The sequence below is a fragment of the Burkholderia sp. AU33423 genome, from assembly GCF_002223135.1.
GTDB lineage: Bacteria > Pseudomonadota > Gammaproteobacteria > Burkholderiales > Burkholderiaceae > Burkholderia > Burkholderia lata_D.
Genome location: NZ_NKFH01000008.1, coordinates 159,017 through 185,026 on the forward strand (window position 1 = coordinate 159,017; position 26,010 = coordinate 185,026).

Here is a 26,010-nt window from a genome sequence, read left to right on the forward strand (position 1 = left end):
GCTAAAGCGGGATCGCGGATTCCCGGACGCAGGCGACGCGCTCGGCGGTCATGGTTCCCTGGAAGCGGCCGGAGGCACTGCACGGGCCTGAAGGGCAGCAACGGGTCGGCAAACGACATCCGCGACAATCCATCAAGCACAAAAAAGCCCGCCGGTATTCCCCGGCGGGCTTTCACATTCGACTGATCCGACTGCTTGAACGACGCTTAACGCGCCGGGTTCAGCAACAGGTTCATGTGACGGTTCACGTCCTTGTACAGCAGATAACGGAAGCGGCCAGGGCCACCCGAATAGCACGCCTGCGGGCAGAACGCGCGCAGCCACATGAAGTCACCGGCTTCGACCTCGACCCAGTCCTGGTTCAAGCGATACACAGCCTTCCCTTCGAGCACATACAACCCGTGCTCCATCACGTGCGTTTCAGCGAACGGAATCACGCCGCCCGGCTCGAACGTCACGATGTTCACGTGCATGTCGTGGCGCATGTCGCTCATGTCGACGAAGCGCGTCGTCACCCATGCACCGTTGGTGCCCGGCATCGGGATCGGCTCGACGTCCTGCTCGTTGGTCACGAAGGCTTCCGGCAGCGGAATGCCGTCGACGGCCTGGTAGTGCTTGCGCACCCAGTGGAAACGCACCGCGGCATCGCTGACGTTGTGCAGCGTCCAGTCCGCACCCGGCGGAATGAACGCGTAGCCGCCCGGCTTCAGCACGTGCTTCGTGCCTTGCAGCGTCAGCTCGGCTTCGCCTTCGACGACGAACAGCACGGCTTCGGCGTGCTTGTCCTGCTCGGGCTTGTCGCTGCCGCCGCCCGGGTTCACTTCGACGATGTACTGCGAGAAGGTTTCCGCGAAACCCGACAGCGGACGGGCGATCACCCACAGGCGCGTGTTCGTCCAGAACGGCAGCCAGCTCGTGACGATGTCGCGCATCACACCCTTCGGGATCACCGCGTACGCCTCGGTGAACATCGCGCGATCGGTCAGCAGATCGGTCTGCGGCGGGTGGCCGCCATGCGGCGCGTAATACGTTGTCTTAGACATAGTGCATCCAGGCAATGGGTTGGTCCGGCCCCGGGTGCCAACGGCATCGGGCGGCACGTACGCGCGTGGGGCACGCATGCGGCGGCGGGATATCGTTGCCGGGGTGGCTTGAAGACGCATGCGCCTTCGTTCGGTCGGCCAGGCTTCGCGACGGGTTCGTCCGGTTCATCGGACGCGGCGGCCCATGCTTGTGGGGCCGGCAGCCAGGCCGCGGCGCTCGCGATCATGCGGCAAGGCGCGGCCAGCGGCACGGTGCGATGCCGTACGCGAGCATCGCCGACGATAGCGAAGTCGTTCGCAATCGACCAATTAAATGTTGCGATGGATTCCATTCGATTTCCCACTACTCGCCGGCAGCCGCGATACGCGGTGAGGAAGGGCGAAGCGACGCTCCGGCTATCAGGGAAATCCTGACGGGCGGGGCAACGCGCACGTTCGCCGGGACGCAAAAGGCGCGGGCGAATAACCGCAGCTGTTCCCGTTGCGCGCGCGGTTCGCGATAAACCTGGTTACGCCGATTGGAGTGCGACGACGTGCGTACGGCAGCAAGCCGCACCGCGCCAATCATGAGCCATCGCGGGCCGCCCGCAGAACGGACCAACGGAAATCGAACGGAACACGAATGCTATCGGCACGCCTCGGACGCATTCAGTCGCGAGAGACGGTGTAGTCGGAAAACGGGGAAATACAGCGATGAGGGAAACTTGCCGGCCCGTCGATCGGGCGTCTGGCCGCGGCTGAGGAAGCCGGAAAGGGTTCGCCGGTCTGGCCGGCGATGACGGCCCGGCAGGCCGCCGGGCCGAATCTCGCGTCGGGTGCCGACGCCGTCGGCGCGCCGGTGCGCCATTCGCGCACCAAGCCGCGCCAGCGGCGATCAGTCCCAGTCGCGGTGGTGGTGATGCTTGCGGTGACGATAGCCACGATCGCCGCGACCGCCGTAATCACGCTCGTACGAGCTGCGCGACATGTTGCCGCCGAGCGCCGCGCCGGCGCCGCCGCCGACAGCCGCACCCAGCAGGCCGCCCGTGCGGCCGCCCATCGCATTGCCTGCCGCGGTACCTGCGCCGCCGCCGAGGGCGCCGCCGATGATCGCGCCGGTGCGCTCGCGACGGTTCGACGTCACCGCGCCACCCGCGCCGCCGCCGATGGCACCGCCGATCACCGAGCCCGTGCTGCCGCCGAGCGCACCGCCGACCGCTGCGCCGGCTACCCCGCCGAGCGCGCCGCCAAGCGCGTTGTTCATGTCACCTGCCATGGCCGGCAGTGCAGTCGCGCCGGTCAAAGCGGCGACGACGAGAGCGGGGGCGATTTTCTTCCACATTCCCGTATTCTTCCTTGTTCGCAATCTGGTTATTGAAGGTCCGCTCGGTACGACGATCTGAATCGATCGACGTCCGGTCAGGCATTGTGCCGAACCGCGGACCAATTCATTTCAATGAGCTTGCGGCGAAGAATAGCACCGGTCCCACATCCTTGCCGTGGACATTCTGGTAACAAGTTGTTTACGAATAAGCGCGTTCGAACGGCCGCGCCGGAATGCCCGCAAACCCGCGCCAGTATTGGCTTCGCCGAGGGTCCGGCGCGGCGGAACGACAGGCCGGCCATGTACGGCGTCGCACGTTTGCGACACACGTGGCAACACATCGGGAACGAATCGTGGGCGGCGCCCGAAACGGCGGCGGGGAAGAGATGAAGGGGGTCAGTACACGCCGGGCAGCAGACGCCAGGTCCGCGCGTAATACGCGTCGTATTCGGCGCCGAATTGCGCACGCAGCAGCGCCTCCTCGGAGCGGATGCGTGCGACGAGCGGCACCATCGTCAGCACGACCAGCAACAAGCCGACACCCGAGCGGAATGCCAGCGCCCACCCGACCGAATTGACGACCAGGCCGAGATAGCTCGGATTGCGGATGCGGCGGTAGATGCCGTCGGTCACGAGCGTATGGCCCGGCTGGATCGCGACGAGCCCGCTGAAGCGCTTGCCGAGCACGAATACGGGCCAGATGCGCAGCACGCCGCCCGCGATGTAGAGCACGACGCCGATCCAGCGCACCGCATCGCCGCCGAACGTCCAGAAATCGAGCCGGTCGGTCAGCGCCGGCAGGTACGCGAGCAGGAACCCGCTCACCCCGAACGCCGCGAGCACCCAGCGGTTGTCGCGATTCTCGCGCTCGCCGCTGCTCAGGTTGCCTTCGGTGAACAGCGCGGCGACGGCCATCGCGAGCGTCGCGACGACGACGACGGTCAACGGTGGATGCGAGAAGAAGGCCGCGAACCCGCCGCCGCCGAGCACCGCGAGTCCGAGATAGACGAGCGTGGCGATGGCGGACGCGACTGCGACCTTGCGGGTGACTGTCATGGCGGCCTCACCGGAGTACGGAATGCACTTTCCTGTGAAGTATAGGAAGCGCGCGCACGCCGTGCAGCGCACCGTCGTTATGCGTGACGCGAATCCGCTGGAGTCGTCCGGCGGACGCGGCGCGCCTGACCGATGCGGCCAGCACCTGCGCCCGGGGCCCGATCAGCGGATGCGGAAGTTGCCGCCGATCCCGACGCTGACGGGCGGCGCGTAATACGCCGGCGCATAGCCGTAGTAGGCCGGCGCGGGCGCGTAGCCGTACGGCGGCGCGACGTAGCAGCCGGACAGGCCGCCGATCAGGGCAAGCGTGATGAGAAGTCTGGTCATGGCTCGATTCCCGGCGCGAAAGACGAATGGCACCTCGCGAAAGCCGTGCTGCCGCGAAGGGCGGCGGCCGGCACGAAGAGGCGATCCGCCCTTCCTGTCGCTCGGTGAAGCAATGCGCGGAGTCTAGCGCCGGGGTGGCCGAGCCGAGTTTCGTCGGCGGTTACACGTGTTACCTCGCATGACCGCTGAAACAGGCGTTGGCACGGCGGCTGGCCGGTGCGCCATGCCGCGCCGTCGCCGCGTGCAATCGCCGCGTTACACGAAACGCGCGCGAATGCGCTGTGCAAGCGTTTCGAGCGTCGCCGCGTCGGCAATTTCGCGCGCATGCATCCGCAACTCCGCGCCTTCCCAGCGCGGGATCACGTGGAAGTGCACATGCGGCACCGTCTGGCCGGCGGCCGCGCCGTTGAACTGGCCGATGAACACGCCGTCGGGCTCGAGCGCCGCGCGCACCGCGGCCGCGACGCGCTGCGTCATGCGAATGCCGGCCGCCGCCGCGTCGCCGGACAACTCGAAGATCTGCGCGGCCGGCTCCTTCGGGATCACGAGCACGTGGCCGTCGGCCTGCGGCATCAGATCCATGATCGCGAGGGTCGCGTCGTCTTCCGCGACTTTCACGCACGGCAGTTCGCCGCGCAGGATCTTGGCGAACGGGTTGTTGTTGTCGTAGGACATGGCGTTTTCCGATAACGGTTGGACTGGGAGAGTGGGAAAGCGATGCCGGACGATTATCGGTCGACGGCGGGTCGGATTTCAACTTGTCAGGTCGCATAGCCCTTACGGCGAACAATAGCCGCCGGCTCGCCTGCAACATCGGTAACGGAATGGAATATCCGGCCGTCGCCGTCCGTTTATTTCGAGCGTGGGTTCACGCGGCAACAGCACGATCGCGAACCCGCGCCGGACACCCGTCGGCTGCGCAAGCCGGCAGCCGGGATGACTGCTCGCGATCATCAACCGGAGTCATGCCATGGACCCTCTCCCCTCCTGTCGTTCCCCCGCCGCGCCCGTCCTTGCGGTTGATCCGCCGGTCGTCGCGCGCGTCCGGCGCACGCTTGCGCACTCGCTATGCCGCGCGGCATGCGGTGCCGGGCTGGTCGCGCTATCGTCGGCTTTCGCATGGGCCGGCGGCAGCGACATCATCTTGCCGATTCCATCGTTCACCGCGTCGACCGTGCCCGCCAACGGCGACGTCAATCCGTACGGCATCGCATTCGTGCCGCGCGGCGTGCCGAGCTGGAGCACGCTGAAACCCGGCGACGTCGTCGTGTCCAACTTCAATTCGGCGTCGAACACGCAAGGCACCGGCACGACGATCGTGAAGCTGTCGCCCGGCAAGACGCCGGCGGCCTTCTTCCAGGGCAGCAATCTCGGCCTGACGACCGCGCTCGTGGTGCTGCGCAGCGGCTTCGTGCTGGTCGGCAACGTCCCGGCGCCGGACGGCAAGACCGTCGTGCCGCCGGGTTCGCTGCTCGTCATCGGTCCGCAAGGCAATCTCGTCACGCAACTCAGCAGTGCGGCGCTGCTCGACGGGCCGTGGGACATGACCGTGATCGATCGCGGCCAGCGCGTGACCGCGTTCGTGTCGAACGTGCTGAACGGGACGGTCTCGCGCATCGAACTCGCGATCGGCGACAACGGCGTCACGATGCTGCCGGGCTCGCGCGTCATCGCGTCGGGCTACGTGAATCGAACCGATCCCAGCGCACTCGTCGTCGGTCCGACCGGCCTCGCTTACGACCCGAACATCGACGTGCTGTACGTCGCGTCCACCGGCGACAACGCCGTGTTCGCGATCCAGAACGCGGCGTCGACGAATCGCAACGGGGGCGTCGGACGGATGATCTACTTCGACGCGGCGCACCTGCACGGCCCGCTCGCGCTGGCGCTCGCACCGAACGGCCATCTCGTGACCGCGAACGGCGACGCGGTCAACGCCGACCCGCAGCAGCCGAGCGAGATCGTCGAATTCACGGTGGACGGCCGCTTCGTCGCGCAGATGCAGGTCGACACCGTTGCAGGGGCAGCGTTCGGCCTGGCGTTCGGGCGCGGCAGCAAAGGCCAGCTGGAATTCGCAGCCGTCGACGACAACACGAATACCGCGACGGTCTGGACCCTGCGCTCCGACAACAACAACGCGCAGTAACGCGCCGCCTGGACGGGCCGCATGCGGCCCGTTCGCCCCAAACGATCGACACACACGAGTCACACACGCCGGGCACCTTGCGCGCTGTCGGCGCCGCCCGGCGTCGCACGCACCCGCGATTGCCACCGCCGGCCCGAACCTGCGACACTGCCGGTTCATGTTCTGCCTGCCGACAATCGAGGACGCTCGCGCATGACGATCCCCTTCAAGAAGCTGATCCTGCGCGGCGTCGCGCTCGCCGTCGTCGCGGCGGTCGGCTACACGGGCACCATGTTGTCCCGGCTCGCGCCGATCGCGACCGGCTATGCGGCGAAGGCGCTGTGTTCCGGCGTGTACGTGTCGGGCCGCCCGGCCGCGTCCGTGATCGACGTCGACATCATGGCCGGCGTGCATCCGCTGCTGAAACTGGTGCACCCGTCGATCGATCCCGACCATCATCGCGCGACGGCGACCTTCGCCGGCTTCGCCGAACGCGAAGCCGACTTCCGGCCCGGGCTCGGCTGCACGCTCGCGCTCGGGCCGTCGCCCGGCGCGTTGCCGGCCGCGCTGCCGCCCCTCCCCGATCCGCCGTCCACACAGCCGGCACCGGCCACGCCGCCGGCCGGCATCGACGCGCAGAAGCTGCAGACCGCGCTCGACCGCGCGTTCGACGAGCCCGATCCGGCGCGGCCGCGGCGCACGCGCGCGGTCGTCGTGATGTGGCGCGGCCAGGTGATCGCCGAACGCTATGCAACCGGCTTCACCGCCGACACGCCGCTGCCCGGTTGGTCGATGACGAAAACCGTCACGGCCGCACTGGTCGGCACGCTCGTCGCGCAGCACAAGCTATCGCCCGATACGTCGGCGCTGCTGCCCGAATGGCGCGGCAGCGGCGATCCGCGCGCGGCCATCACGCTCGACGAGCTGCTGCGGATGACGAGCGGCCTGCAATTCAACGAGGACTACGACGACCCGCTGTCCGACGTCGCATTGATGCTGTACGCACAACCCGATACCGCGCGGTTCGCGTCGGCGAAGCCGCTCGCTGTGACACCCGGCACGCGGTGGTCCTACTCGAGCGGCACGAGCGCGATCCTCGCGCGCGTGATGCGCGACGCACTGGGCGGCAGCGACGGCGACTACCTCGCGTTACCGCGCCGCGCGCTATTCGCGCCGCTCGGGATGCGCAGCGCGGTGTTCGAGCCCGATGCGTCCGGCACGCTCGTCAGTGCGTCGTACATGTATGCGAGCGCGCGGGACTGGGCGCGCTTCGGGCAGCTGCTGTTGCAGGACGGCGTGTGGGACGGGCAGCGGCTGCTGCCGGAAGGCTGGGTGCGTTACCTGACGCGCACGACGCCGCAGTCGGCGCGCCAGGAGTACGGCGCGCAGCTGTGGGTCAAGGTGCCGGAGCCGTTCAACGATCGCGATCCGCATGCGGTCGCGATGCCGGCCGACGCGTTTCATGCGGTCGGCCATGAAGGCCAGTTCGTCAGCGTGGTGCCGAGCCGGCAACTGGTGGTCGTGCGACTCGGGCTGTCGCGGCCGGAATCCGCGTGGAATCACGAGGCGTTTCTCGCGCGCGTGCTCGACGCGGTGCCCGCGCCCGGTGCGTGACGACGGGCCCGCGGGCTCATGCATGCCGGTCATGACGCGGGTGCGACGGCGATTGCAACGCCGCCGCACCGCGCACTACCGGCGCGGCATCACGGGTTCGCGCTGCCCGCGTATTTCTGGAAGCCTTCGCGCGTCGCGAGACGTTCGATATAGCGCTTCGCCGCCGGGAAATCCGGATGCTCGAACGGCGTGCCGAACCAGCGGTTCACCGACAGGCCGATCGGAATGTCCGCGAGCGTGAAACTGTTGCCGGCCACGTACGCGCCAGTCGCCTCGAGCTGCGCGTTCAGCACCTGCATGTGCTTCGTCCAGCCCGCGATCGACTGCGCGATGCCGGCCGGGTCCTGGTGATCGGGCGATTTGCGCACGAGGCCGAGGAACGCGCCGACCCACGAGCGGTTCAGGTCCGCGCCCTGCCAGTCGATCCATTGATCGACCCGCGCGCGCGCCTGCGGCTCGGCCGGATACAGCGCGTCGCCGCCATAGCGGTTCGCGAGGTAGCGGATGATCGTGTTCGATTCCCAGAGCACGAAATCGTCGTCCTTGATGACGGGCACGAGACCGTTCGGATTCAGCGCGAGATAGGCCGGATCGTTGGTCGTGCGGAAGCCCGCGCCCCAGTCTTCCTGTTCGAACGGCAGGTTCAGCTCGGTGCATAGCCACAGCACCTTGCGGACGTTGATGGACGGGATCTTGCCGAGGATGTGCAGCATGCAGTCTCCTTGTGAGGTCGGATGCGGAGCACCCGGGACGCACGACAGGTCCCGAATGCGTTCACGTCGAATTTATACACGACCTCGGCGCAAACGACAGGCCGTACGCGGAAAATCCGCATGCGGACGATTCGTCAGGTCACGCAGCGCATGCTCGGCCGTCGGGAACCGGAACATGAATCCGTCCTGATGCAGCCGCGCCGGCATCACCCGCTGGCCGTCCAGCAGCAGCTCGGCCATCTCGCCCATTGCGATACGCAGCGGCGCGGCCGGCACGCGCAGCCAGGCCGGACGATGCAGCACCTTCGACACGACCTGCACGAACTCGCGCTGGGTCAGCGGCGCGGGCGCGACCGCGTTGTAGACGCCGTGCATGCCCGGGTTCGCCATCGCACGCGCGATGATCCGCAGCACGTCGTCCCGGTGGATCCAGCTCACCACCTGCGTGCCGTCGCCGAAGCGCCCGCCCATCCCGAAGTAGTGCGGCAACAGCATCGGGCGCAGCGCGCCGCCGGGGCCGAACACCACACCCAGCCGCAGCACCACCGAACGAACGCCATGGCGTTCGAGCGGCTGCGCGGACTGCTCCCACCGCCGGCACAGCTCGGACATGAAGCCGGTGCCGGCGCTGCTGCCTTCGTCGAGCCGCTGGTCGCCAGGGCGCACGCCGTAGTAACCGATCGCCGATGCCTGGATCCACGTGCGCGGCTTGACCTCGGCGGTCTCGACCCAGCGCATCAGCGATTCCGTGACGCCGACGCGGCTCGCGAGCAGCACCGCCTGCCGGCGCTTGCTCCAGCGTGCACCGAGCACCGGCGCGCCCGCGAGATTGATGACCGTGTCGAAACGCTCGTGCGGCTGCAGCTGTTCGACCGACGTGATGCTACGCACGCGGCCGTGAAACTGATACGCCGCGCGCAGCGGATCGCGGGCCAGCAACGTGACCGCATGCCCCGCATCGAGCAGCTGGTTCACGAGGGTTTCGCCGATGAAGCCGGTCCCGCCGGTGACGAGCACGTTCCCCGGCGGCTGCCCCGCGAACGGATTGGCAACCGGCGCGCGTCGCGCGATCCGGCAGGCCGCGATTCCGTCGCGGATTCCCGAGACCGTTACGCCGACGGCAAAGAGGCTCAGCACCCAGCCGCGCCAGCCGAGATCGAGCGCCTGCAGCGCGGTCGGCTCGTGCGCCCACGCGGCCAGCTGCATCGCGATCATTCCGAACAGCGCGCCACCGTTGACGGCCAGCAGCGTGTGCAGCACGCGTTCGGTCGCCGGCAATTTGCGGCTCTGGTCCTCGACGATGAAATCCCACAACGTCAGCACCACCTCGACGACGACCACCGCCGCGAGGGCCGCGACCCACGCACCGTGAAAGGCGACGTTCGCGATCGATGCGAATACGAGACCGTAAAGCACGGAGCGCACCGCGTGAATCGCCAGCTCGAGCCGCGCGCCCGGGCTGTGCGGCAGATCCTGCGTGAGTTCGTGGTGATAAAGCGTATCGAATGCGCCCATCGCACCCTGCACGATCAGCAGGTTGAGCGCCCAGTCGAAAGCGGGCAAGGTGTTCATACGGTGTCCCTCCTCCAAAGCCAGACAAGCGGCGGCACCATCGCGACGAGTGCCGCCGCGTCGATCGCCACGTGGCCCGATACATGGGCCAGCAATGAAAACAGCATGTCCTGCGGCGCCCAGATCAACAGGCCGGCCAGCAGCCATCCCCACACTTCCCGACGGCGCAACCTGTTGCCGAGATGCACGAGCGCCAGCATCCAGACCGACGCGCATTGCACCGTCGCGCCCATCAGCGACATCCACCAGATCTGCTGCGCACGCGCCGGTTCGGGTGCCGTTCCGGCCCAGAAATGCTGTTCGATGACGCGGTGATACGCATCGAGCCACGGCGCGCCGGCAACCCAAGGAATGGCGATGCCGACGAGCAGGTGTGCGATCGCGGCGCCGTACATCCAGGTCACGACGTTGCGTCGCGCAGCGTCACCCGCCGGACGATGTGCCGTGGGTGCGGCGGTACGGTCGCGACCGCTACCGCACGCCGCCCCATCGCACGGCGCTTTGGCGCGATAGCCGAGCCAGCGCGATACCGCATGCCGGTTGCGCGCGAAGCGGCGATACAGCGGCGCCAGCGCACGGCGCACGACCGGCACGCGAAGCAGCCGGACGAGCCAGCGGCGGCCGGTCAGCGCATGGGCGGCCAGGATGCTGTCCACGCCGGTCAGCATGCGTCCGTCGGGCAGGCGCGCGTGCAGCTCGCGATTCAGCGCGGGCAGGTCGACGCCCAGCGGCGCGGGATCGAAACCCGGCGCGGCGATATCGACGAAGGCCAGCCGGTGTCGCGCGTCGCGGGCCCCGAGACGCTCGATCTCCGCCACGCATAACGGACATCGTCCGTCGAAGTACAGCACCAGTTCACTTGATTCCATGATTCGTATTCCTTCTTATTACCCGCCGCATGCGTCATGAATCGGTCGACTGCTCTCCGCTGTGCTACAACGCCGCTTCTGCGCAGCGGCGGCAACGCAATTACATCGGCTTGAGGACCATCAGGAAGTAGACGGTCAGCATCGCGAAGAACGCCGGATAGCCGAGCAGTTCCCAGCGCTTCGCGTAGAGCCAGTACCGCTCGGGCAACGCGGCATCGCCATTCGCATGAGCGAGCTTCGCCATCGCGGCCAGTTCGACCTGCAGCCACACGACCGGCAGCCAGCACGCGCCGGCGACCGCATACAGCACGATCGACGCGACGAGCCACGGCGTATCCCACGGCCAGCCGGCCGTGTGCGCGAGCCACAGCCCCGATGCCGGCTGGAAGATCACGGCCGGCGTCGTGAACCACCAGTCCGCGCGCACCACGAGGCGCGACACGGCCGCGATCGCGGGCACCGAGCGCGTGCGGTTCGCGAAGAACAGGTAGAACGCGGTGCCGAACCCCGTGCCGACCAGCAGCACCGAGGACAGGATGTGAAGCGCCTTGATGACGAGATAGGTGTTCATGATTGTTCTTCTTCTGAAAAAAGGATCAACAGGATCGCGAGAATCGGCACGTTCTTGAGCACGGGGCCGAACGGTTCGGCGAGCAGGCCCGGCATCGTGACCGCGATGACCGCCGAATACGCGACGATCAGCGCGGCTTGCGCAGCCCACAGGCGGCGCGACGGCGCGACGACGGTCGCGACGCCGAACGCGAAGTCCAGCGCGCTGGCCGCATAGAGCGCGATCCGCGCGGGCAGCCCCGTCAGGTGCGCAGGCGCAAGCAGCGCGAGGCTCGCATGCAGCGGATGGATGAACGCGCTGGCGATGGCCGTCCAGACCCACACGATCGCCAGCGCACCCAGCAGCAGCGGACGACGCCACATCGCGAGCGCGTCGCGACGCAACGCGGCGGCTTCCGCGCCGATGAAGCCGTCGATCCCGCGCGGCGGCCGGCCGAGCATCGCCGTGGCGGCGGCCGGATCGCCGGTGTTCCCGCCACGCAGCATCGTCCACGTGTCACGCGTGAAGATCGCGCCCGGCAGCGTGCCGAGCAGCACGGCCGCCACACCGGCCAGCGGCCCCGGCAATGCAATGCGAGCGGCCGGCGGAAACCCCAGCGCGGCGCGGTAGCGGGCCAGCATCTCGCGGTATTCGACTTCGTCGGTGCCCACCACGTCGATCACCGGGTGGTCGCCCGCCGGCGCATCGACGCACCGCGCGACGACTTCGGCGAGATCGTCGACGTGCACGGGGCGCAGCCGCTGATGGCCGCCCGCCGGCAGGACCTGCACCGGCAGGCTCGCGAGCATCCGGAAAAAGCGCGCCGACGCGCCGTCCGTGCCGTAGACGAGCGCGGGACGCACGATCCGGAAGTCGATCGGCAGCGTCTGCAGGAAACGGTCGGCCGCGGACTTGCTCGCGAAGTAGCGCGTATCGCCACGCTCGACGCCGAGCGCCGAGATCTGGATCACGCGCCGCACGCCGGCGCGGCAGCACGCGGTGAAGAGCGCGCACGGCGCGGCGCGATGCACGGCGTCGAGCGTCGCGCCGCGCTGATCGGCAAGGATGCCGACCGCATTGATCACCACGTCGACGCCTTGCAGCCGCGCGAGCCACGCGTCCGGGTCGACGTCCTTCGCGAAGTCGATCGCGACGTCGGACGGGCCGGCCGCCTGACGCACGCCGCGCAGCACGCGATGGCCGCCGGCTTCGAGCTGCGCGCACAGTGCCCGCCCGATGAAGCCGTTCGCACCGCACACGAGAACGGTCATGCTGCGCGCCCCGGTGCGGCGATGCGGGCGGGTCGACGGCAAGACGGTGTCCATTTTCATCCTCTATTTACAGTTATTTCTGTATGGACAGAAATAACCACTCCAAAAAAAGCGGGCTGGCTGCCCGCACTGCGTGTCCTGCTTACTTCGACGGCTTGCGCCTGACCGTCTGGCTGATCTTCGCGCCGATGCCGAGCGCCTTCATCAGCGTATCGGGCTTCAACCGTAGCATCTCGTCCGACCAGGTCGTGAGCGTCTCGACGAACTGCAGCGTGTCGCGGATGCGCTGCTCGGTCTCGCGGCTCTCGTTCGCGATCTCGGGATTCGTCAGGCAGTCGCGCAGCACCGTGAGCGTCGGCTCGATCTCGCGCTGCCGCCGCCCTTCGACGATCAGCTTGAACAGTTCCCAGATGTCGGTCGACGTCTCGAAGTGGTCGCGGCGGTCGCCCAGCACGTGCACGACTTTCGCCAACCGCCACGCCTGAAGCTCCTTCAGGCTCGTGCTGACGTTGGAGCGTGCCACGTTGAGCGTCTCGGCGATCTCGTCGGCCGCGACCGGCCGGCCGGCCAGATAGAGCAGCGCGTGGATCTGTGAGACGGTGCGGTTGACGCCCCACCGCGAGCCCATTTCGCCCCAGTGGAGAATGAATCGTTCGGCAATCGGTGTGAGTTCCATGACGTGAAATTTAGGCATTTCAGTTATTTCTGTCAAGAGAGAAATAACCGGACGATCCGCCCGGTTCCGGCGGCGCCCGCCCGCGATCGGCCGCTTCCTTTACAATGCGCGGGATTTTCCCGAATTCAGGCCGTCCCAGCCTTTCTGACTAGAGGTTCCCATGATCATCAAACCGCGCGTGCGTGGCTTCATCTGCGTGACGACTCATCCGGTCGGCTGCGAAGCCAACGTCAAGGAACAGATCGACTACGTGACTTCGCACGGCCCGATCGCCAACGGCCCGAAAAAGGTGCTCGTGATCGGCGCGTCGACCGGCTACGGCCTCGCCGCCCGGATCTCGGCCGCCTTCGGCTCGGACGCGGACACGCTCGGCGTGTTCTTCGAGCGTGCCGGCACCGAGACGAAGCCGGGCACGGCCGGCTGGTACAACAGCGCCGCGTTCGAGAAATTCGCCGCCGAAAAGGGGCGCTATGCGCGCAGCATCAACGGCGACGCATTCTCCGACAAGGTGAAGCAGGTCACGATCGACACCATCAAGCAGGATCTCGGCAAGGTCGATCTCGTCGTCTACAGCCTCGCGGCACCGCGCCGCACGCATCCGAAGACGGGCGAAACCATCAGCTCGACGCTCAAGCCGATCGGCAAGACGGTCACGTTCCGCGGCCTCGACACCGACAAGGAAGTGATCCGCGACGTCACGCTGGAACCGGCGACGCAGGAAGAGATCGACGGCACCGTCGCCGTGATGGGCGGCGAGGACTGGCAGATGTGGATCGACGCGCTCGATGAAGCCGGCGTGCTGGCCGACGGCGCGAAGACCACCGCGTTCACGTATCTCGGCGAGCAGATCACGCACGACATTTACTGGAACGGCTCGATCGGCGAAGCAAAGAAGGATCTCGACAAGAAAGTGCTGTCGATCCGCGACAAGCTGGCCGCGCACGGCGGCGACGCGCGCGTGTCGGTGCTGAAGGCGGTCGTCACGCAGGCCAGCTCGGCCATCCCGATGATGCCGTTGTACCTGTCGCTGCTGTTCAAGACGATGAAGGAAACCGGCACGCACGAAGGCTGCATCGAGCAGGTGTACGGCCTGTTCAAGGACAGCCTGTACGGCGCGACGCCGCACGTCGACGAAGAAGGCCGCCTGCGCGCGGACTACAACGAACTCGATCCGCAAGTTCAGGCGAAGGTCGTCGCGCAGTGGAACCACGTGACGAACGAGAACCTGTACGAGCTGACTGACTTCACCGGCTACAAGACCGACTTCCTGCGGTTGTTCGGCTTCGAGATCGCCGGCGTCGACTACGACGCGGACGTGAACCCGGACGTGAAGATCCCGGGCATCATCGACACCACCGTCTGACGGTACGGCCCGCCACCCACGCTGCCCGAGCAGCGCGGGTGGCAGGTTCGAGATACCGGCGACGTCAACGCGGCGCCGGTTCTTCCAGATAAACGCCCGACGACAACGTGGCCTTCACCTGCCGCGTGAATTCGTCGGTCGACACCTCTTCTTCCCCCGCTTCGATCGCTTCGTACGCCTGGCGCACGACGTCGGCCGGCGTCGCCTTCGGCACGTCGAGGCCGGCCGTCAGGTCGGTATCGATGAAGCCGGCATGCAGCCCGACGACCTGCGTGTGCTGCTCGCGCAGCGAATGGCGCAGCCCGTTGGTCAGCGCCCACGCCGCCGATTTCGACACGCCGTAGCCCGACAGGATCGGCCGGTTCACCCAGCTCGCGACGGACAGGATGTTCAGGATCGCGCCGCCGCCATGGCCGGCGAGGATGCCCGCGAACGCGCGCGACATCGCCAGCATCCCGAACACGTTGGTTTCGAAGTGATCGCGTAGCGCGTCGGGCGCGCCATCGTCCGTCAGGCTGCCGAGCCGCGCGATGCCCGCGTTGTTGATCAGCAGCGTGACGTCGCGTGCGGCATCGGCCGCCGCGGCGACGGCCGCCGGATCGGTCACGTCGAGCTTCACCGGCACGACGCCCGGCAGCGTCACGGTGGCCGGATCGCGCGCCGCCGCATAGACCTTGCGCGCCCCTCTCGCGAGCGCCTGCTTCGCGAACTCGAGCCCGAGCCCGCGGTTCGCGCCCGTGATGAACACCACTGCACCTTCGATCTTCATGTTCGTTCCTTTCGCATGATGAATCGCATGCGCGCCGGCTCGCCGCGCGCGTGAGATCCGGTGGAAAACCAGCCTGCCCTTGCTTACCGAACCGTGACGCCGCCGCCGGCAGACGGCGAGCCGCCCGCTGCCCGTGACCGGGCGGCGCCCAAGACCCCGACCGATTGCCATCCGGTGTCCCGGCAGCGACTTTGCACCCGCCGCCAAGTCGGCTACACTAAATGTCAATGTCGATCACCATTGTCTTTGCGGTGCATTGTGTTCTCGCGCCCCGGGCATGTCAATGGTGATCGCCATTGTGTTTTCCAATCGACGCGATCGACAAAATCAGGGAGGGATCGATGGGCGTGTCAAGACAGCAGGCTGCCGAGAACCGGAGCGCGATCGTCGCGGCCGCCGAGCGGCTGTTCCGCGCGCGCGGCGTCGACGCGGTCGGGCTCACGGAACTGATGAAGGAGGCCGGCTTCACGCAGGGCGGCTTCTACAACCACTTCAAGTCGAAGGACGCGCTGGTCGCCGAGGTAATGGAAAAGGCGATGCAGGACCGCGCGGATTCGCCGAATGCCGGCAGTCTCGACGCGCAGGTGGCGTTGTATCTGTCGGCCGCGCATCGCGACAACGTCGAGGCCGGATGCCCGCTGTCCGGTTTCGCCGGCGATGCGCCGCGCCTGACCGACGCGGCGCGTGCGTGCTATGCGCACGGCCTCGCAACGTATCTCGATCGGCTCGAACGGATGGTGGCCACGGAAGGCGCGACGCCGGCGCAGACGCGTCGCGATGCGGTCGCGGTGTTCAGCCAGATGGTCGGCGCGCTCGTGTTGTCGCGCGCGATCGCCGGCACCGATCCGGCGCTGGCCGACGAGATCCTCGCCGCCGGGCGGGAGACACTCACCGCCGGGCGCGACGATCCGGGCACGCCGGCGTAGCCGTGCCATGACGTCGGTACGGGTCGGCTTGCGCTGTGTGTGGGTGGGTCGACGTGCGCGCCGACGTTTCGGCGTCTTGCCGCTCTATTCGACCGCGCGTGCGGCATCCCACAGCGGCTGTGCACCGCGCGCCGCATTCCAGGCGGCAAAACGCGTGCGCCACGCTTCGAACGGCTCCGCCAGCGGGTGGCGCGGATCGTCGCTGAGCGAATACGCCATCCCTTCGATCAGCCAGCGCGGCCTGGTCGCGACGGCCAGGTTGCCGAGCACTTCGGCCTGCCGGTGATGGATCAGCTCGTGCGCGAGAAAATAGGTCTGCCAGCCGCGCGGTGCGACGACCACGCCGAAATTCCCGAGCGTCAGCGCCGCGCGCTGGCCGAGGCCGAACGCATCGGCGCACGCCCGCGTCGAGCAGAACACGACGCGCGGCGCCGCCTGGAATGCACCGACGGCCGCCGCCGCGCGCGCATAGCCGTCGCGATAGAGCTGCTGCGCGTCGCCGAGCTTCGCGGCATCGTCCGTGCAGATATCGGCGCTCGGACACGACACACCGGGGACCAGCGCGGGCGCGACGACGCGCAACGGCTTGACGAGCGCATACGCGGCAATCGGCAGCGCGACGAGCAGGCCCGTGAGGGCAAAAGCGACATGGGAGCGTTTCATCGGGGCGGTGGTTCCGGGGCGTTCTCGTTCTGCTGAAGTCTTCCTGCGTGAATATATCGGACTGGAGATGTCTCCGGCCCTGCTTGATTCCCGGACGGAGCCCGGCCGCCAGCCTGCGCTCGTCGCGATCAGGGAGACGTTCCGGCGCTTGCCATTGCGATCTGCCGTTTCGTCGAAAGACAAACCTTTTGCGACCTGATGGCCCGCATGGCCTTGAGCCTCGCCAGCCGGCGGCTAACGGGAGAGGCGCCAGCCATCCGACGGCCGAACCCCGCCGCACATGGCTGAAACGAGCCTTGCCAATCAGGCAACATGCCCCGTGCTGGCCTCGCCGGCACCCGTCATCCGGCGGCTCCAGCGCAGACCCAGCCACAAAAGCGCGACACTGCACACGAACAGGAGCGCCTCGACCAGCACGGTATCGACATGCCAGTACCGCGTCAGCAGCACGACGGCGAGGTCGAGCAGGAAATGAAACGCGATCGCATACGCGAGCCAGCGCTTCGTGCCACGGACAAACGTCTGCAGCACGATCAGCGACAGCCCCACATGCGCGGCCATGGCACTCGCGCGCTCGAACAGCGCGAGAAACGGCCACGCGAGTGTCATGCCCGAGAACTGCGACCCGATCAGCGACTGCGCACCTTCAGGCACCACGACGCCCGCTCGCGCGAGCAGGTAGCCGGTACCGAGCGCGATGAATCCGACGCCGACCAGCAGCATTGCTTCCAGTCCGCCGTGCCCGAGCCCGAGCATCACGGCCGTCGGCGCATCATGTCGCTTCGGCAGCAGATACCGGAAAGCGACCCAGCGCCCGCACTCCTCGAAGAGCCCGGCCGTCAGCGCCGCGAACACGAGCATCGGCAGGTGCCAGCGGGGATCGTTCCCGAGCCAGTGGAACAACGGCACCTGCCACGACAGGCGCAGCACCGGCTGGAACACGAGAAAGGTCAGCATGCCGTAGGAAAACACCCGCAACGGCACCTGCGTGCGGCGCCGCCACGCGGCCGCGAGCAACACCGGCGCGATCAGCGCCACGACACCCGCTGCGAGTGTGAGACACAGGAGCGCCGGGGCGACGGGATGCATGACGAATGCCGTTACGCGAGTTGCTTGTGGAAATACGTCGTCGCGCAGAGCGTGCCGTCGGGCATCAGCGCGTAGTTCGGCACGACACCGACACGCTGCCAGCCGGCCCGCTCGTACAGCCGCTCCGCGTCGCCGCCCGTCACGGTATCGAGCACGAGCACGGTCTTGCCCGCGTCGCGCGCGGCCGCATCGGCCGCCGCCATCAGCCGCGCGGCAATCCCCTGCCGGCGCGCACGCCGCGACACGAGCATCTTCGAGATATCGGCGCGATGCGGCTGGTTCTCGGGCTGCGCGGTCACGACCTGCACGGTGCCGACGATCCGGCCGGCCGCGTCCTCGGCAACGAGCAGGATGCGCTCGCCGTTCGCGACGCCGTCGGCGACCTTCGTCCAGAACGCGACGGCGGTCGGCCGCTCGATCGGCAACATGAAGCTGACGGACGCGCCGCCCTCGACGCAATCGATCAGCACGTCGGCCAGTGCTTCGACACAGCGCTTCGCTTCGCCCGCGTCGACGCGGCGGACGGTCACGGATTCGGTCATGCCAACTCCGGTAGTCAGTTGGGCCGCACACGCGGGTTCGGCGTGCGTCCGGATGGGAAGGAACACCGGCCGGCCGTCGCGGCTCGCGCAACGGCGGCAGGCGCGCGGCAACGCCGCACCCGGTCTGCGCGTGTTACCGCCCCATCATCCTACGCGACGAAAAATTCCGTTGCATCGCCGTTCGCCTCTCCTATACTTAGCCGCATGGCTAACTTTCAACCCGGCATCAGCGACGTTTTCCACGCCCTCGCCGATCCGACGCGCTGCGCGATCGTCAGCGCGCTCGGCCACGGCGAACGGACCGTCTCCGCGCTGGCCGAACCGTTCGACATGGCGCTGCCGTCGTTCATGAAGCATGTCGCCGTACTCGAGCGCAGCGGTCTGGTCCGGACCCGGAAAGCCGGCCGCTCGCGCACCTGCACGCTGGTCGGCAGCCGGCTGACCGAAGCCGAGGCATGGCTCGCCGCGCAGCGCGCGCTGTGGGGAGCCCGATCCGATCGTCTCGTCGAATTCGTCGAACGCCGTCACCAGGAGGAGCACGATGTCAGCAAGCCCCGTCGACCCCGTTGAAGCCCACGATCTCGTCATCACGCGCACGCTGCGTGCGCCGCGCCACGCGCTGTGGCGTGCATGGACCGACCCCGAACTGCTGAAGGAATGGTGGTGCCCGAAACCGTGGACCACCGAAGTGCGCGCGTTCGACCTGCGGCCTGGCGGCGCCTTCCACACATACATGCGCGGCCCCGATGGCGGCACCAGCGACAACCCCGGCTGCTTCCTCGACATCGTGCCGGAATCGCGCATCGCGTTCACGTCGATGCTCACGGGCGGCTGGCGGCCGCAGACGCCGTGGATGGGCTTCACCGCGATCATCACGATGGCCGACGACGATGCGGGCAGCCGCTACGAGGCGCGCGTGATGCATCCGGACGCCTCCACGCGCGAACGCCACGAAGCGCTCGGCTTCTTCGAGGGCTGGAACACCTGCATCACGCAGCTCGACACCTTCGCGGCCGCGCTGCGCTGATCCGACCGCGGCCGCATGTGTGGTCATTGCATGCCGCCTCTCGCGCGCCTAGGATTCCTGAAGGAAGCCTGACGACACGCCGGCCGCCGGCGTGCACCGTCGCGCGCGCTCCGCGGGAGGCAACATGTTGCACACGCACACGCATTCGACCCGGGTCAGCCGGCACCTGAACGCCCCGCGCGGCCGCGTCTACCGCGCGCTCCTCGATCCCCACGCGGTCGAACAATGGAAGGTGCCCGACGGCATGACGTGCCGCGTGCATGCGTACGACACCCGCGAAGGCGGTGCGCTGCGGGTATCGCTGAGCTATGACGCGCCGTCGGCCGGCACCGGCAAGACCACACCGCGCACCGATACCTATCACGGCCGCTTCGTCACGCTCGTGCCGGACGAGCAGATCGTCGAGATCGACGTGTTCGAGACCGACGACCCGATGATGCGCGGCGCAATGACGATCACGATCACGCTGTCCGACGAAGCGGGTGGCACGCGCGTGGACGCCGTGCACGACGGGGTGCCGCCCGGCGTCCCGGCCGCCGACAACGAGACCGGCTGGCAGATGGCGCTGGCGCGGCTCGCGGCGCTGGTGGAGGCCGGGTGAGCAAGGGCCGGGCCCGCCGCGGCGCGCGTCAGCCGAGCCGGTAAGCGTGCGTGACCGTGCCGCGAAACAGCGCGTCGCGCTCGTCCGGGCTCGCCTGCGCGGTCAGCCGCTTGAACGCATTCCAGCCGTTCACGAACGAATACGAGCCCTTGTCGACCGGGAAATTGCTCTCGAACATGCAACGCCCGGGGCCGAACGCGTCGATGCAGGTCATCATCCACGGCTTCCACGTGTCGGCGAGCTGCGCGGAAGACGGCGGCCGCTCGCCCTTCTCGAAATCGAAACCGTTGATGCGCATCCCGAGGCCGCCAACCTTCACGTACACGTTCGGCAGTTGCGCGAGCGTGCGCATCGACGCCGACCAGCGCTCGAACACCTCCGGCCGCTTGTCGGCATAACTGGCGATCCGCACGACACCGCCGCAGTGATTGACGATGACGCGCGTATCGGGGTTCGCCTTCGCCAGCTCGAACAGTTCGGGCAGCTGCGGAAAGAACAGCCACGCGTCATACGAAAGCCCGAGCGGCGCGAGCTGCGCGACGCCCGCCCGGTACGCGGGATCGAGCAGCAGCCCGCGCGGCACCGCCGACAGCGGATTGGCGAGCGTCGGATCGGCGTCCCATGTCGTCAGGTGACGAACCCCGCGGAAGCGCCCGCGACCGGCTTCGAGATGCGCTTCGAGCACCTCGCGCACGCGTTCGCCGAGACGCAGGTCCGCGTGGCCGACGATGCCTTTCGCGACCGCCACCGGGCCGTGCTGCAGCGGCTCGGTCACGCCCGCGACGTAGGCCGTCTCGCCCACCGGTTTCAGTTCGGCAGGCCCCGAATCGCGATAGCGCGTCTGCGCCTGCATGTAGACGGACGCCTGGATGTTGTGGCCCGAGCGCGCATCCTGCAGATAGTCGTCGAGCAGGTAGATCCAGCCCGGCCGTTCATAGAAATGATGATGCGCGTCGACGATCGGCAGGTCGGGCTCGAGCGCGGGTTCGAGCGCCGACGCGAGCCAGTCGGGGCGGACCGCGAGATAGTTGCTTTGCGTCGTCATGCGGGAAACTCCTTCCTGGGTGGCCGCGCGCGCTCCGGTGAACGCGGGCAGCGCGAGCGATGCGGCGGCCGCACCGAGCAGCCGGCGTCGCTTGATCGACATCGTCGTATCCATGTCATTCGTTCCGGTCGAACGCATAAAGCGACAGCGTGAGCAGCGTCGTGATCGCCAGCACGATCGCGAGGCCGAGCATGCCGGCGGTAAAGGTGCCGAAGCTGTCCTTCAGGTAACCGACGAGATACGGGCCCGCGAAGCCGCCGAGCGCGCCGATCGAGTTGATCAGCGCGAGCCCGCCGGCCGCGGCCTGGCCGGACAGGAAGCGCGAGGGCAGCGTGTAGAAGATCGTGCGGCCGGCGATCGTGCCGATCAGCGCGAGCGTGATGCCGACGAGTGCCGGCCCGAGCGTCAGGAAGTGCGTCGACACGCCGAGCGCCACCGCGCCGATGAACAGTCCGATCGCCAGGTTCGCCACCGGGCCGCCGCGCCGGTCCACGCGCTTCGCCCACCACAGCAGCGCGATGGTCGCGAAGAAGTACGGCACCGCGGACAGCCAGCCCGTCTGCATCGTCGACATGCCGTGCGCCTTCAGCATCTGCGGCAGCCAGATGCCGATCCCGTAGGAACCCATCGTGAAGCCGAACGAGATCAGCGCGAGCAGGTACACGCGCACGTCGCGCAGCGCGACGCCGAAGCGCTTCTTGCGGCCGGCGGCCGCGCCGTCGCGCTCGAACGCACGCTGCAGCGCCGCACGCTCGTCGTCGGACAGCCACGCGGCATGCGCCGGCGAATCGGACAGCAGCTTCAGCACGAGAAAACCGAGCGCGCACGCCGGCAGCCCTTCGACGATGAACATCCATTTCCATCCGGCAAGCCCGAGCGCACCGTCGAGCTGCAGTAGCCATGTCGACAACGGACCGCCGATCAGCGACGACAGCGGCGTCGACACGGTGAACCACGCCAGCACGCGCGTGCGGTAGCTCGCCGGAAACCACACGGCGAGGAAGAAGATCACGCCCGGAAAGAATCCGGCTTCGCCGATGCCGAGCAGCAGCCGGATCGCATAGAAGCTGGTCGGCCCGGTCGCCAGCGCGGTCGCGGCCGCCATCAGCCCCCACGTGATCATGATGCGGGCGAGCCAGCGGCGCGCGCCGAAACGGTACAGCGCGAGATTGCTCGGTACCTCGAACACGCAGTAGCCGGCGAACATGATCCCCGCGCCCCAGCCGAACTGCGTCGCGGTCAGCCCGAGATCGCGGTTCATCGTGAGCGCCGCGAACCCGACGCTCGTGCGGTCCAGGTAGTTGAAGAAGTACGCGAGCGCGAGCAGCGGGATGAAGCGCCACGCGGCCTTGCGCACGGCCCGTTGCTCGATCGACGCGTCGGTGTCGCGATCGTCGGCCAGTACCGGGGAAGCGGATGTCATGGTTGTCTCCGTGGATGGGGCGGCCGCGCCCGTGCGTGGCACGGCCGGGACGCCTTTGTTCGTTCGGTGGATCTCGGCCGCGCTACGCGCTCGCCAGTTCGTTCGGTGACGGCGCGCTGCCTGGCGCAGCATCGTCTGCGCCATGCTGCCCCGCGACGACACCGGCTTCGATCAGCGCACGCGCGTCGTCCGGCGTATAGCCGAGCTCGCCGAGCAGCGCGCGCGTGTCCTGGCCGAGTGCGGGCGGTGCCGTCCGCAGCCGCAGGCGTTCGCCGGCAAGCGTCAGCGGCAACAGCGCGGTGCGCGTGTCGACCGGCCGCCCGGCGCTGCTCGCGTCGGCCGGCAGCGTCACGGCCTCGAGGCCGCCCGTGGCGAGCAGGTGCGGGTCGTCGAACAGGTCCTGCGGTTTCGTGATCGGCGCGTACGGCAGTCCGTTCGATTCGAAGATCGCGCCGATCTCCGCGGCCGAATGCGGCGCGAGCCGCGCGCGCAATTCGGGCAGCAGCCACTCGCGCGCCTGCACGCGCAGGTTGTTGGTCGCGAGGCGCGGATCGTCCTTCAGCGCAGCCAGGCCGAATGCGTCGCAGAACAGCGCCCACTGCGTGTCCGATACGACCGCGAGAAAGATCTGTTCGTTATCCTTGACTGAAAACACGTCGTAGACGGCCCACGCGGAAATCCGGCTCGGCATCGGCGATGCGGCCTGCCCGGTCACCGCGAACTGCATCATGTGCTGCGCGACGAGGAACACGTTGTTCTCGAACAGCGAGCTCTGCACCTGCTGGCCGCGGCCGGTGCGTTCGCGCTGCGCGAGCGCGGCCATCGCGCCGATCGCGCCGAACATGCCGCCCATGATGTCGTTCACGCTCGCGCCCGCGCGCAGCGGCCGCCCTTCCGGGCCCGTCATGTACGCGAGGCCGCCCATCATCTGCACGACCTCGTCGAGCGCGGTGCGATGCTCGTACGGCCCCGGCAGGAAGCCCTTGTGCGACACGTACACGAGGCTCGGATTCAGCGAATGCAGCGCCGGATAGCCGAGGCCGATCCGGTCCATCGTGCCGCTCTTGAAGTTCTCGCTGAAGACGTCCGCCGTCGCGACGAGCCGCAGCACGATCTCCAGCCCGCGCGGATCCTTCACGTCGACGGCAAGGCTCTTCTTGTTGCGGTTGAACATGCCGAAGAAACCCGCGCCGGAACCGCGCAGCGCGCGCGTGCTGTCGCCCGCGATCGGTTCGATCTTGATGACCTCCGCGCCGAGATCCGCGAGCAGCATCCCGCAGGTCGGGCCCATCACCATGTGCGTCATCTCGATCACGCGCGTGCCTGCATACGGCAGCGCCGAAGCCGGTTGGTGGTCGTTCATTGCGCCACTCCTGTCAGGCATCCTTCCGGTTGCACCGCGGTCGGAGAGCGGCCGTCCGCATAACGAAAGCCCTTCGGCAACCCGGCGTCCGGCACATGGCCGTACAACGCCTCGGCCGGCAGCGCCGCGTGCAGGATCGCGCGCGCGGCGAGCAGCGCGTCGACGTCGATACCCGTGTCGAATCCCATCGACTCGAGCAGGAACACGAGATCCTCGGTGACGATGTTGCCGGTCGCGCCCGGCGCATACGGACAACCGCCGAGGCCGCCCTGGCTCGCGTCGATCGTCGTCACGCCCGCGTCGAGCGCCGCGACGGCGTTCGCGAGCCCCTGCCCGCGGGTGTTGTGGAAATGCGCGCCACCGGCCTTGTCGCCGACTTCGCGCTGAAGGCGCACGAACAGCCGGCGCACCTGCGCCGGATTCGCATAGCCGCTCGTATCGGACAGCCCGATCTCGTCGACGCCGCATTCGGCCATCGCCACTGCCATCGCGATCGTCTCGTCGTCGCTGACGGCGCCCGCGATCGTGCAGCCGAACGCGACCGACACGCCCGCCTCGATCTGCACCGACGGAAACCGCGCATCGCGCAACGCGACGATCGCACGCACCTCGTCGATCATCTGCGCGGGCGTCTTGCGGATGTTCGCCAGCGAATGCGCTTCCGTCACCGAAACCGGCAGCGTCAGCTTGTGCACGCCAGCCTCGAATGCGCCCTCGGCGCCGCGCAGGTTCGGCGCGAGCGCGGCGACGTGCAGCCCGGGAATCGCCAGCGCGTGCGCGACGACTTCGCGCACATCGGCCATCTGCGGCAACAGCCTGGCCGGCACGAACGACCCGACCTCGATCTCGCGCAGGCCAGCCGCGGCCAGCGCGGTGATCCAGCGCAGCTTGCCGGCCGTCGGCATCACGGCCTGGATGCTCTGCAGGCCGTCGCGCGGCCCGACCTCGCTGACCAGCACCTTCGGATATTCGGAAACGCTCATTTGACACTCCATCGTTCTATCTGAAAGAACATCGTTCTGTTTGATAGAACTCTATGCGTGCGCCAAATGGACTGTAAGCGGGGTATACCCGGGAAAATTGCGTTTTTTTGGAACTTGAGTTCTGCCAGACAGAACGATATAGTCGATCGATCATCCTCGGAAGGAAGCTGGCAGTGCCCAAGACTCAAACCGATCACGCTGGCGGCGAACCCGATTCGCCGGTCGAAGAAGCGTCCAGCGGCGTCGCCGTTCTCGATCGCGCGTTCGCGATCCTCCGTGCGTTCGGGCAGACCGACGACCGGCTGTCGCTCGCGGAGCTGTCGCGCCGCACCGGGCTGTACAAGAGCACAATCCTGCGCCTGCTTACGGCGCTCGAACACGGCGGCTTCATGCGCAAGCTCGACGACGGCCAGTACGCGATCGGACACGAGCCGCTGCGGCTCGCCGCGCTGTATCAGCGTTCGTTCCGGGTCGGCCCGGTGGTCGAGCCGCTGCTCGAGACGCTGAGCCGCGAACTCGGTGAAACGGCGTCGTTCTACGTGCGCCAGGGCGACATGCGCTCGGTGCTGTACCGGGTCGAGCCCGCCCGTGCGGTGCGCGTGTCGATTCGTGTCGGCGAAGAGTTTCCGGTGCGCCAGGGCGCGTCCGGGAAGGTGCTGCTGGCGTTCACCGACACGCAGGATGCGCAATGGCAGGAGGTGCGCGAACAGCTGTGGGCCGCGTCGTACGGCGAGCGCGACCCCGAGACGGCGTCGGCATCCGCGCCCGTGTTCGGCGCAGCCGGCGAGTGTGTCGGCGCGCTGACCGTATCGGGCCCGAAATCACGGCTCGCCGACGCACCGGCCATGGCGGCGGCGCTCGCGATGCTGTTGCCGCTCGCGCAGAAGGCGACCGTGGCGCTCGGCGGCTCAGGCGCACGCTACGACGCGGCGGCCGTGCGCGACAGCCTCGCGCGGCTCGCATCGCCAGCCGACCACGACGACGCGGCGTCGTAACCGGCGGCGAGCGCCTGGCCACGCAACACCGCAAAAGGCGGCCGCGTGCGACACTGGCCGCCGATGCATGCATCGCGCGCCGCCTGCGGGCGTGCCGCGCGA

27 protein-coding genes are annotated in these 26,010 nt (G+C 68.0%); 8 read left to right on the plus strand and 19 right to left on the minus strand.

Annotation, left to right across the window (positions count from 1 at the left end; translation table 11 throughout):
• Window positions 1-206 precede the first annotated feature (206 nt).
• The 5 genes from CFB50_RS32040 to CFB50_RS32055 form a co-directional block, all read right to left on the minus strand.
• Window positions 207-1,043 carry a bifunctional allantoicase/(S)-ureidoglycine aminohydrolase gene (locus CFB50_RS32040; protein WP_089448561.1) on the minus strand — a complete coding sequence of 279 codons (837 nt, stop codon included), beginning with the start codon at window positions 1,041-1,043 and terminating at the stop codon, window positions 207-209.
• Between the two features lie 874 nt (window positions 1,044-1,917).
• Window positions 1,918-2,364, minus strand: a complete 447-nt coding sequence (locus CFB50_RS32045) for a hypothetical protein (RefSeq protein ID WP_043181055.1) — start codon at window positions 2,362-2,364, stop codon at window positions 1,918-1,920.
• A 378-nt stretch (window positions 2,365-2,742) separates the two neighbouring features.
• Entirely contained in the window at window positions 2,743-3,402 is a 660-nt protein-coding gene (locus CFB50_RS32050; protein ID WP_089448562.1) for a methyltransferase family protein, read from the minus strand.
• A 162-nt stretch (window positions 3,403-3,564) separates the two neighbouring features.
• Window positions 3,565-3,729, minus strand: coding sequence for a hypothetical protein (locus CFB50_RS39710; protein ID WP_011353821.1), 165 nt, complete (start codon window positions 3,727-3,729; stop codon window positions 3,565-3,567).
• Window positions 3,730-3,984: 255 nt separating this feature from the next.
• Window positions 3,985-4,404 (minus strand): HIT family protein, encoded by a 420-nt coding sequence (locus CFB50_RS32055; RefSeq protein ID WP_059238668.1) that lies wholly within the window; start codon window positions 4,402-4,404, stop codon window positions 3,985-3,987.
• Between the two features lie 295 nt (window positions 4,405-4,699).
• Between CFB50_RS32055 and CFB50_RS32060 the strand changes: the two genes are divergently transcribed.
• Together CFB50_RS32060 and CFB50_RS32065 are read left to right on the plus strand one after the other, a co-directional pair.
• Window positions 4,700-5,875: a hypothetical protein gene (locus CFB50_RS32060; RefSeq protein ID WP_179254258.1), complete on the plus strand. Its 1,176-nt coding sequence runs from the start codon at window positions 4,700-4,702 to the stop codon at window positions 5,873-5,875.
• A 192-nt stretch (window positions 5,876-6,067) separates the two neighbouring features.
• On the plus strand, window positions 6,068-7,468 hold the full coding sequence (locus tag CFB50_RS32065) for a serine hydrolase domain-containing protein (RefSeq protein WP_089448563.1): 1,401 nt from the start codon (window positions 6,068-6,070) through the stop codon (window positions 7,466-7,468).
• 89 nt (window positions 7,469-7,557) lie between these two features.
• Here the strand turns inward: CFB50_RS32065 and CFB50_RS32070 are convergent, their stop codons facing one another.
• From CFB50_RS32070 to CFB50_RS32095, 6 genes are all read right to left on the minus strand, one after another.
• Window positions 7,558-8,181, minus strand: a complete 624-nt coding sequence (locus tag CFB50_RS32070) for a glutathione S-transferase family protein (RefSeq protein WP_069252645.1) — start codon at window positions 8,179-8,181, stop codon at window positions 7,558-7,560.
• 72 nt (window positions 8,182-8,253) lie between these two features.
• Complete coding sequence (locus tag CFB50_RS32075) at window positions 8,254-9,753, minus strand: TIGR01777 family oxidoreductase (protein WP_089448564.1); 1,500 nt, start codon at window positions 9,751-9,753, stop codon at window positions 8,254-8,256.
• Window positions 9,750-10,622: a thiol-disulfide oxidoreductase DCC family protein gene (locus tag CFB50_RS32080; RefSeq protein ID WP_089448565.1), complete on the minus strand. Its 873-nt coding sequence runs from the start codon at window positions 10,620-10,622 to the stop codon at window positions 9,750-9,752. Before CFB50_RS32080 ends, CFB50_RS32075 begins: the two co-directional genes overlap by 4 nt.
• A 100-nt stretch (window positions 10,623-10,722) precedes the next feature.
• The gene (locus CFB50_RS32085) at window positions 10,723-11,193 is read right to left on the minus strand and encodes a DUF2269 family protein (protein ID WP_069252647.1); all 471 of its coding nucleotides are present in this window, start codon (window positions 11,191-11,193) and stop codon (window positions 10,723-10,725) included.
• A complete protein-coding gene (locus tag CFB50_RS32090) occupies window positions 11,190-12,497 on the minus strand; it encodes an SDR family oxidoreductase (RefSeq protein WP_089448566.1) in 1,308 nt (435 codons plus the stop codon). The genes CFB50_RS32085 and CFB50_RS32090 overlap by 4 nt, the downstream gene beginning before the upstream one ends.
• A gap of 88 nt (window positions 12,498-12,585) precedes the next feature.
• The gene (locus tag CFB50_RS32095) at window positions 12,586-13,119 is read right to left on the minus strand and encodes a GbsR/MarR family transcriptional regulator (protein WP_006480371.1); all 534 of its coding nucleotides are present in this window, start codon (window positions 13,117-13,119) and stop codon (window positions 12,586-12,588) included.
• A gap of 160 nt (window positions 13,120-13,279) precedes the next feature.
• Between CFB50_RS32095 and fabV the strand changes: the two genes are divergently transcribed.
• Window positions 13,280-14,482, plus strand: a complete 1,203-nt coding sequence (fabV, locus tag CFB50_RS32100) for an enoyl-ACP reductase FabV (RefSeq protein WP_089448567.1) — start codon at window positions 13,280-13,282, stop codon at window positions 14,480-14,482.
• A 64-nt stretch (window positions 14,483-14,546) separates the two neighbouring features.
• On the opposite strand, the gene CFB50_RS32105 is transcribed toward fabV, so the two are convergent.
• The gene (locus tag CFB50_RS32105; RefSeq protein ID WP_047851292.1) at window positions 14,547-15,251 is read right to left on the minus strand and encodes an SDR family oxidoreductase; all 705 of its coding nucleotides are present in this window, start codon (window positions 15,249-15,251) and stop codon (window positions 14,547-14,549) included.
• A 341-nt stretch (window positions 15,252-15,592) separates the two neighbouring features.
• On the opposite strand from CFB50_RS32105, the gene CFB50_RS32110 reads away from it, so the two are divergent.
• Window positions 15,593-16,177 carry a TetR/AcrR family transcriptional regulator gene (locus tag CFB50_RS32110; protein ID WP_089448568.1) on the plus strand — a complete coding sequence of 195 codons (585 nt, stop codon included), beginning with the start codon at window positions 15,593-15,595 and terminating at the stop codon, window positions 16,175-16,177.
• An 84-nt stretch (window positions 16,178-16,261) separates the two neighbouring features.
• Here CFB50_RS32110 and CFB50_RS32115 read toward each other — a convergent pair whose 3' ends face one another.
• The 3 genes from CFB50_RS32115 to CFB50_RS32125 form a co-directional block, all read right to left on the minus strand.
• The gene (locus CFB50_RS32115; protein WP_069252651.1) at window positions 16,262-16,840 is read right to left on the minus strand and encodes a hypothetical protein; all 579 of its coding nucleotides are present in this window, start codon (window positions 16,838-16,840) and stop codon (window positions 16,262-16,264) included.
• A 303-nt stretch (window positions 16,841-17,143) separates the two neighbouring features.
• Complete coding sequence (locus tag CFB50_RS32120; protein ID WP_089448569.1) at window positions 17,144-17,929, minus strand: YhfC family intramembrane metalloprotease; 786 nt, start codon at window positions 17,927-17,929, stop codon at window positions 17,144-17,146.
• An 11-nt stretch (window positions 17,930-17,940) separates the two neighbouring features.
• Window positions 17,941-18,471 (minus strand): GNAT family N-acetyltransferase, encoded by a 531-nt coding sequence (locus CFB50_RS32125; RefSeq protein WP_089448570.1) that lies wholly within the window; start codon window positions 18,469-18,471, stop codon window positions 17,941-17,943.
• Between the two features lie 204 nt (window positions 18,472-18,675).
• Here CFB50_RS32125 and CFB50_RS32130 point away from each other — a divergent pair, with 204 nt between their 5' ends.
• The 3 genes from CFB50_RS32130 (at window position 18,676) to CFB50_RS32140 (ending at window position 20,099) form a co-directional block, all read left to right on the plus strand.
• On the plus strand, window positions 18,676-19,041 hold the full coding sequence (locus CFB50_RS32130; protein ID WP_089448571.1) for an ArsR/SmtB family transcription factor: 366 nt from the start codon (window positions 18,676-18,678) through the stop codon (window positions 19,039-19,041).
• On the plus strand, window positions 19,013-19,498 hold the full coding sequence (locus CFB50_RS32135; RefSeq protein WP_089448572.1) for an SRPBCC family protein: 486 nt from the start codon (window positions 19,013-19,015) through the stop codon (window positions 19,496-19,498). The genes CFB50_RS32130 and CFB50_RS32135 overlap by 29 nt, the downstream gene beginning before the upstream one ends.
• A 124-nt stretch (window positions 19,499-19,622) precedes the next feature.
• Entirely contained in the window at window positions 19,623-20,099 is a 477-nt protein-coding gene (locus CFB50_RS32140) for an SRPBCC family protein (RefSeq protein ID WP_089448717.1), read from the plus strand.
• Window positions 20,100-20,127: 28 nt separating this feature from the next.
• On the opposite strand, the gene CFB50_RS32145 is transcribed toward CFB50_RS32140, so the two are convergent.
• The 4 genes from CFB50_RS32145 to CFB50_RS32160 all read right to left on the minus strand — a co-directional run bounded on the left by CFB50_RS32145 (window position 20,128) and on the right by CFB50_RS32160 (window position 24,913).
• Complete coding sequence (locus tag CFB50_RS32145; protein ID WP_089448573.1) at window positions 20,128-21,258, minus strand: amidohydrolase family protein; 1,131 nt, start codon at window positions 21,256-21,258, stop codon at window positions 20,128-20,130.
• 1 nt (window position 21,259) lies between these two features.
• Complete coding sequence (locus CFB50_RS32150) at window positions 21,260-22,567, minus strand: MFS transporter (RefSeq protein ID WP_089448574.1); 1,308 nt, start codon at window positions 22,565-22,567, stop codon at window positions 21,260-21,262.
• Between the two features lie 82 nt (window positions 22,568-22,649).
• Complete coding sequence (locus tag CFB50_RS32155) at window positions 22,650-23,930, minus strand: CaiB/BaiF CoA transferase family protein (RefSeq protein WP_089448575.1); 1,281 nt, start codon at window positions 23,928-23,930, stop codon at window positions 22,650-22,652.
• Window positions 23,927-24,913, minus strand: coding sequence for a hydroxymethylglutaryl-CoA lyase (locus CFB50_RS32160; RefSeq protein WP_089448576.1), 987 nt, complete (start codon window positions 24,911-24,913; stop codon window positions 23,927-23,929). The genes CFB50_RS32155 and CFB50_RS32160 overlap by 4 nt, the downstream gene beginning before the upstream one ends.
• 173 nt (window positions 24,914-25,086) lie before the next feature.
• Here CFB50_RS32160 and CFB50_RS32165 point away from each other — a divergent pair, with 173 nt between their 5' ends.
• Window positions 25,087-25,908, plus strand: a complete 822-nt coding sequence (locus CFB50_RS32165; protein WP_089448577.1) for an IclR family transcriptional regulator — start codon at window positions 25,087-25,089, stop codon at window positions 25,906-25,908.
• Window positions 25,909-26,010: the final 102 nt, after the last annotated feature.

Excerpts from the sequence above, each read along its gene's own strand:
- CFB50_RS32040 (WP_089448561.1), bottom strand. The coding sequence starts at position 1,043 with ATGTCTAAGACAACGTATTACGCGCCGCATGGCGGCCACCCGCCGCAG.
- CFB50_RS32045 (WP_043181055.1), bottom strand. The coding sequence starts at position 2,364 with ATGTGGAAGAAAATCGCCCCCGCTCTCGTCGTCGCCGCTTTGACCGGC.
- CFB50_RS32050 (WP_089448562.1), bottom strand. The coding sequence starts at position 3,402 with ATGACAGTCACCCGCAAGGTCGCAGTCGCGTCCGCCATCGCCACGCTC.
- CFB50_RS39710 (WP_011353821.1), bottom strand. The coding sequence starts at position 3,729 with ATGACCAGACTTCTCATCACGCTTGCCCTGATCGGCGGCCTGTCCGGC.
- CFB50_RS32055 (WP_059238668.1), bottom strand. The coding sequence starts at position 4,404 with ATGTCCTACGACAACAACAACCCGTTCGCCAAGATCCTGCGCGGCGAA.
- CFB50_RS32060 (WP_179254258.1), top strand. The coding sequence starts at position 4,700 with ATGGACCCTCTCCCCTCCTGTCGTTCCCCCGCCGCGCCCGTCCTTGCG.
- CFB50_RS32065 (WP_089448563.1), top strand. The coding sequence starts at position 6,068 with ATGACGATCCCCTTCAAGAAGCTGATCCTGCGCGGCGTCGCGCTCGCC.
- CFB50_RS32070 (WP_069252645.1), bottom strand. The coding sequence starts at position 8,181 with ATGCTGCACATCCTCGGCAAGATCCCGTCCATCAACGTCCGCAAGGTG.
- CFB50_RS32075 (WP_089448564.1), bottom strand. The coding sequence starts at position 9,753 with ATGAACACCTTGCCCGCTTTCGACTGGGCGCTCAACCTGCTGATCGTG.
- CFB50_RS32080 (WP_089448565.1), bottom strand. The coding sequence starts at position 10,622 with ATGGAATCAAGTGAACTGGTGCTGTACTTCGACGGACGATGTCCGTTA.
- CFB50_RS32085 (WP_069252647.1), bottom strand. The coding sequence starts at position 11,193 with ATGAACACCTATCTCGTCATCAAGGCGCTTCACATCCTGTCCTCGGTG.
- CFB50_RS32090 (WP_089448566.1), bottom strand. The coding sequence starts at position 12,497 with ATGGACACCGTCTTGCCGTCGACCCGCCCGCATCGCCGCACCGGGGCG.
- CFB50_RS32095 (WP_006480371.1), bottom strand. The coding sequence starts at position 13,119 with ATGGAACTCACACCGATTGCCGAACGATTCATTCTCCACTGGGGCGAA.
- fabV (WP_089448567.1), top strand. The coding sequence starts at position 13,280 with ATGATCATCAAACCGCGCGTGCGTGGCTTCATCTGCGTGACGACTCAT.
- CFB50_RS32105 (WP_047851292.1), bottom strand. The coding sequence starts at position 15,251 with ATGAAGATCGAAGGTGCAGTGGTGTTCATCACGGGCGCGAACCGCGGG.
- CFB50_RS32110 (WP_089448568.1), top strand. The coding sequence starts at position 15,593 with ATGGGCGTGTCAAGACAGCAGGCTGCCGAGAACCGGAGCGCGATCGTC.
- CFB50_RS32115 (WP_069252651.1), bottom strand. The coding sequence starts at position 16,840 with ATGAAACGCTCCCATGTCGCTTTTGCCCTCACGGGCCTGCTCGTCGCG.
- CFB50_RS32120 (WP_089448569.1), bottom strand. The coding sequence starts at position 17,929 with ATGCATCCCGTCGCCCCGGCGCTCCTGTGTCTCACACTCGCAGCGGGT.
- CFB50_RS32125 (WP_089448570.1), bottom strand. The coding sequence starts at position 18,471 with ATGACCGAATCCGTGACCGTCCGCCGCGTCGACGCGGGCGAAGCGAAG.
- CFB50_RS32130 (WP_089448571.1), top strand. The coding sequence starts at position 18,676 with ATGGCTAACTTTCAACCCGGCATCAGCGACGTTTTCCACGCCCTCGCC.
- CFB50_RS32135 (WP_089448572.1), top strand. The coding sequence starts at position 19,013 with ATGTCAGCAAGCCCCGTCGACCCCGTTGAAGCCCACGATCTCGTCATC.
- CFB50_RS32140 (WP_089448717.1), top strand. The coding sequence starts at position 19,623 with ATGTTGCACACGCACACGCATTCGACCCGGGTCAGCCGGCACCTGAAC.
- CFB50_RS32145 (WP_089448573.1), bottom strand. The coding sequence starts at position 21,258 with ATGGATACGACGATGTCGATCAAGCGACGCCGGCTGCTCGGTGCGGCC.
- CFB50_RS32150 (WP_089448574.1), bottom strand. The coding sequence starts at position 22,567 with ATGACATCCGCTTCCCCGGTACTGGCCGACGATCGCGACACCGACGCG.
- CFB50_RS32155 (WP_089448575.1), bottom strand. The coding sequence starts at position 23,930 with ATGAACGACCACCAACCGGCTTCGGCGCTGCCGTATGCAGGCACGCGC.
- CFB50_RS32160 (WP_089448576.1), bottom strand. The coding sequence starts at position 24,913 with ATGAGCGTTTCCGAATATCCGAAGGTGCTGGTCAGCGAGGTCGGGCCG.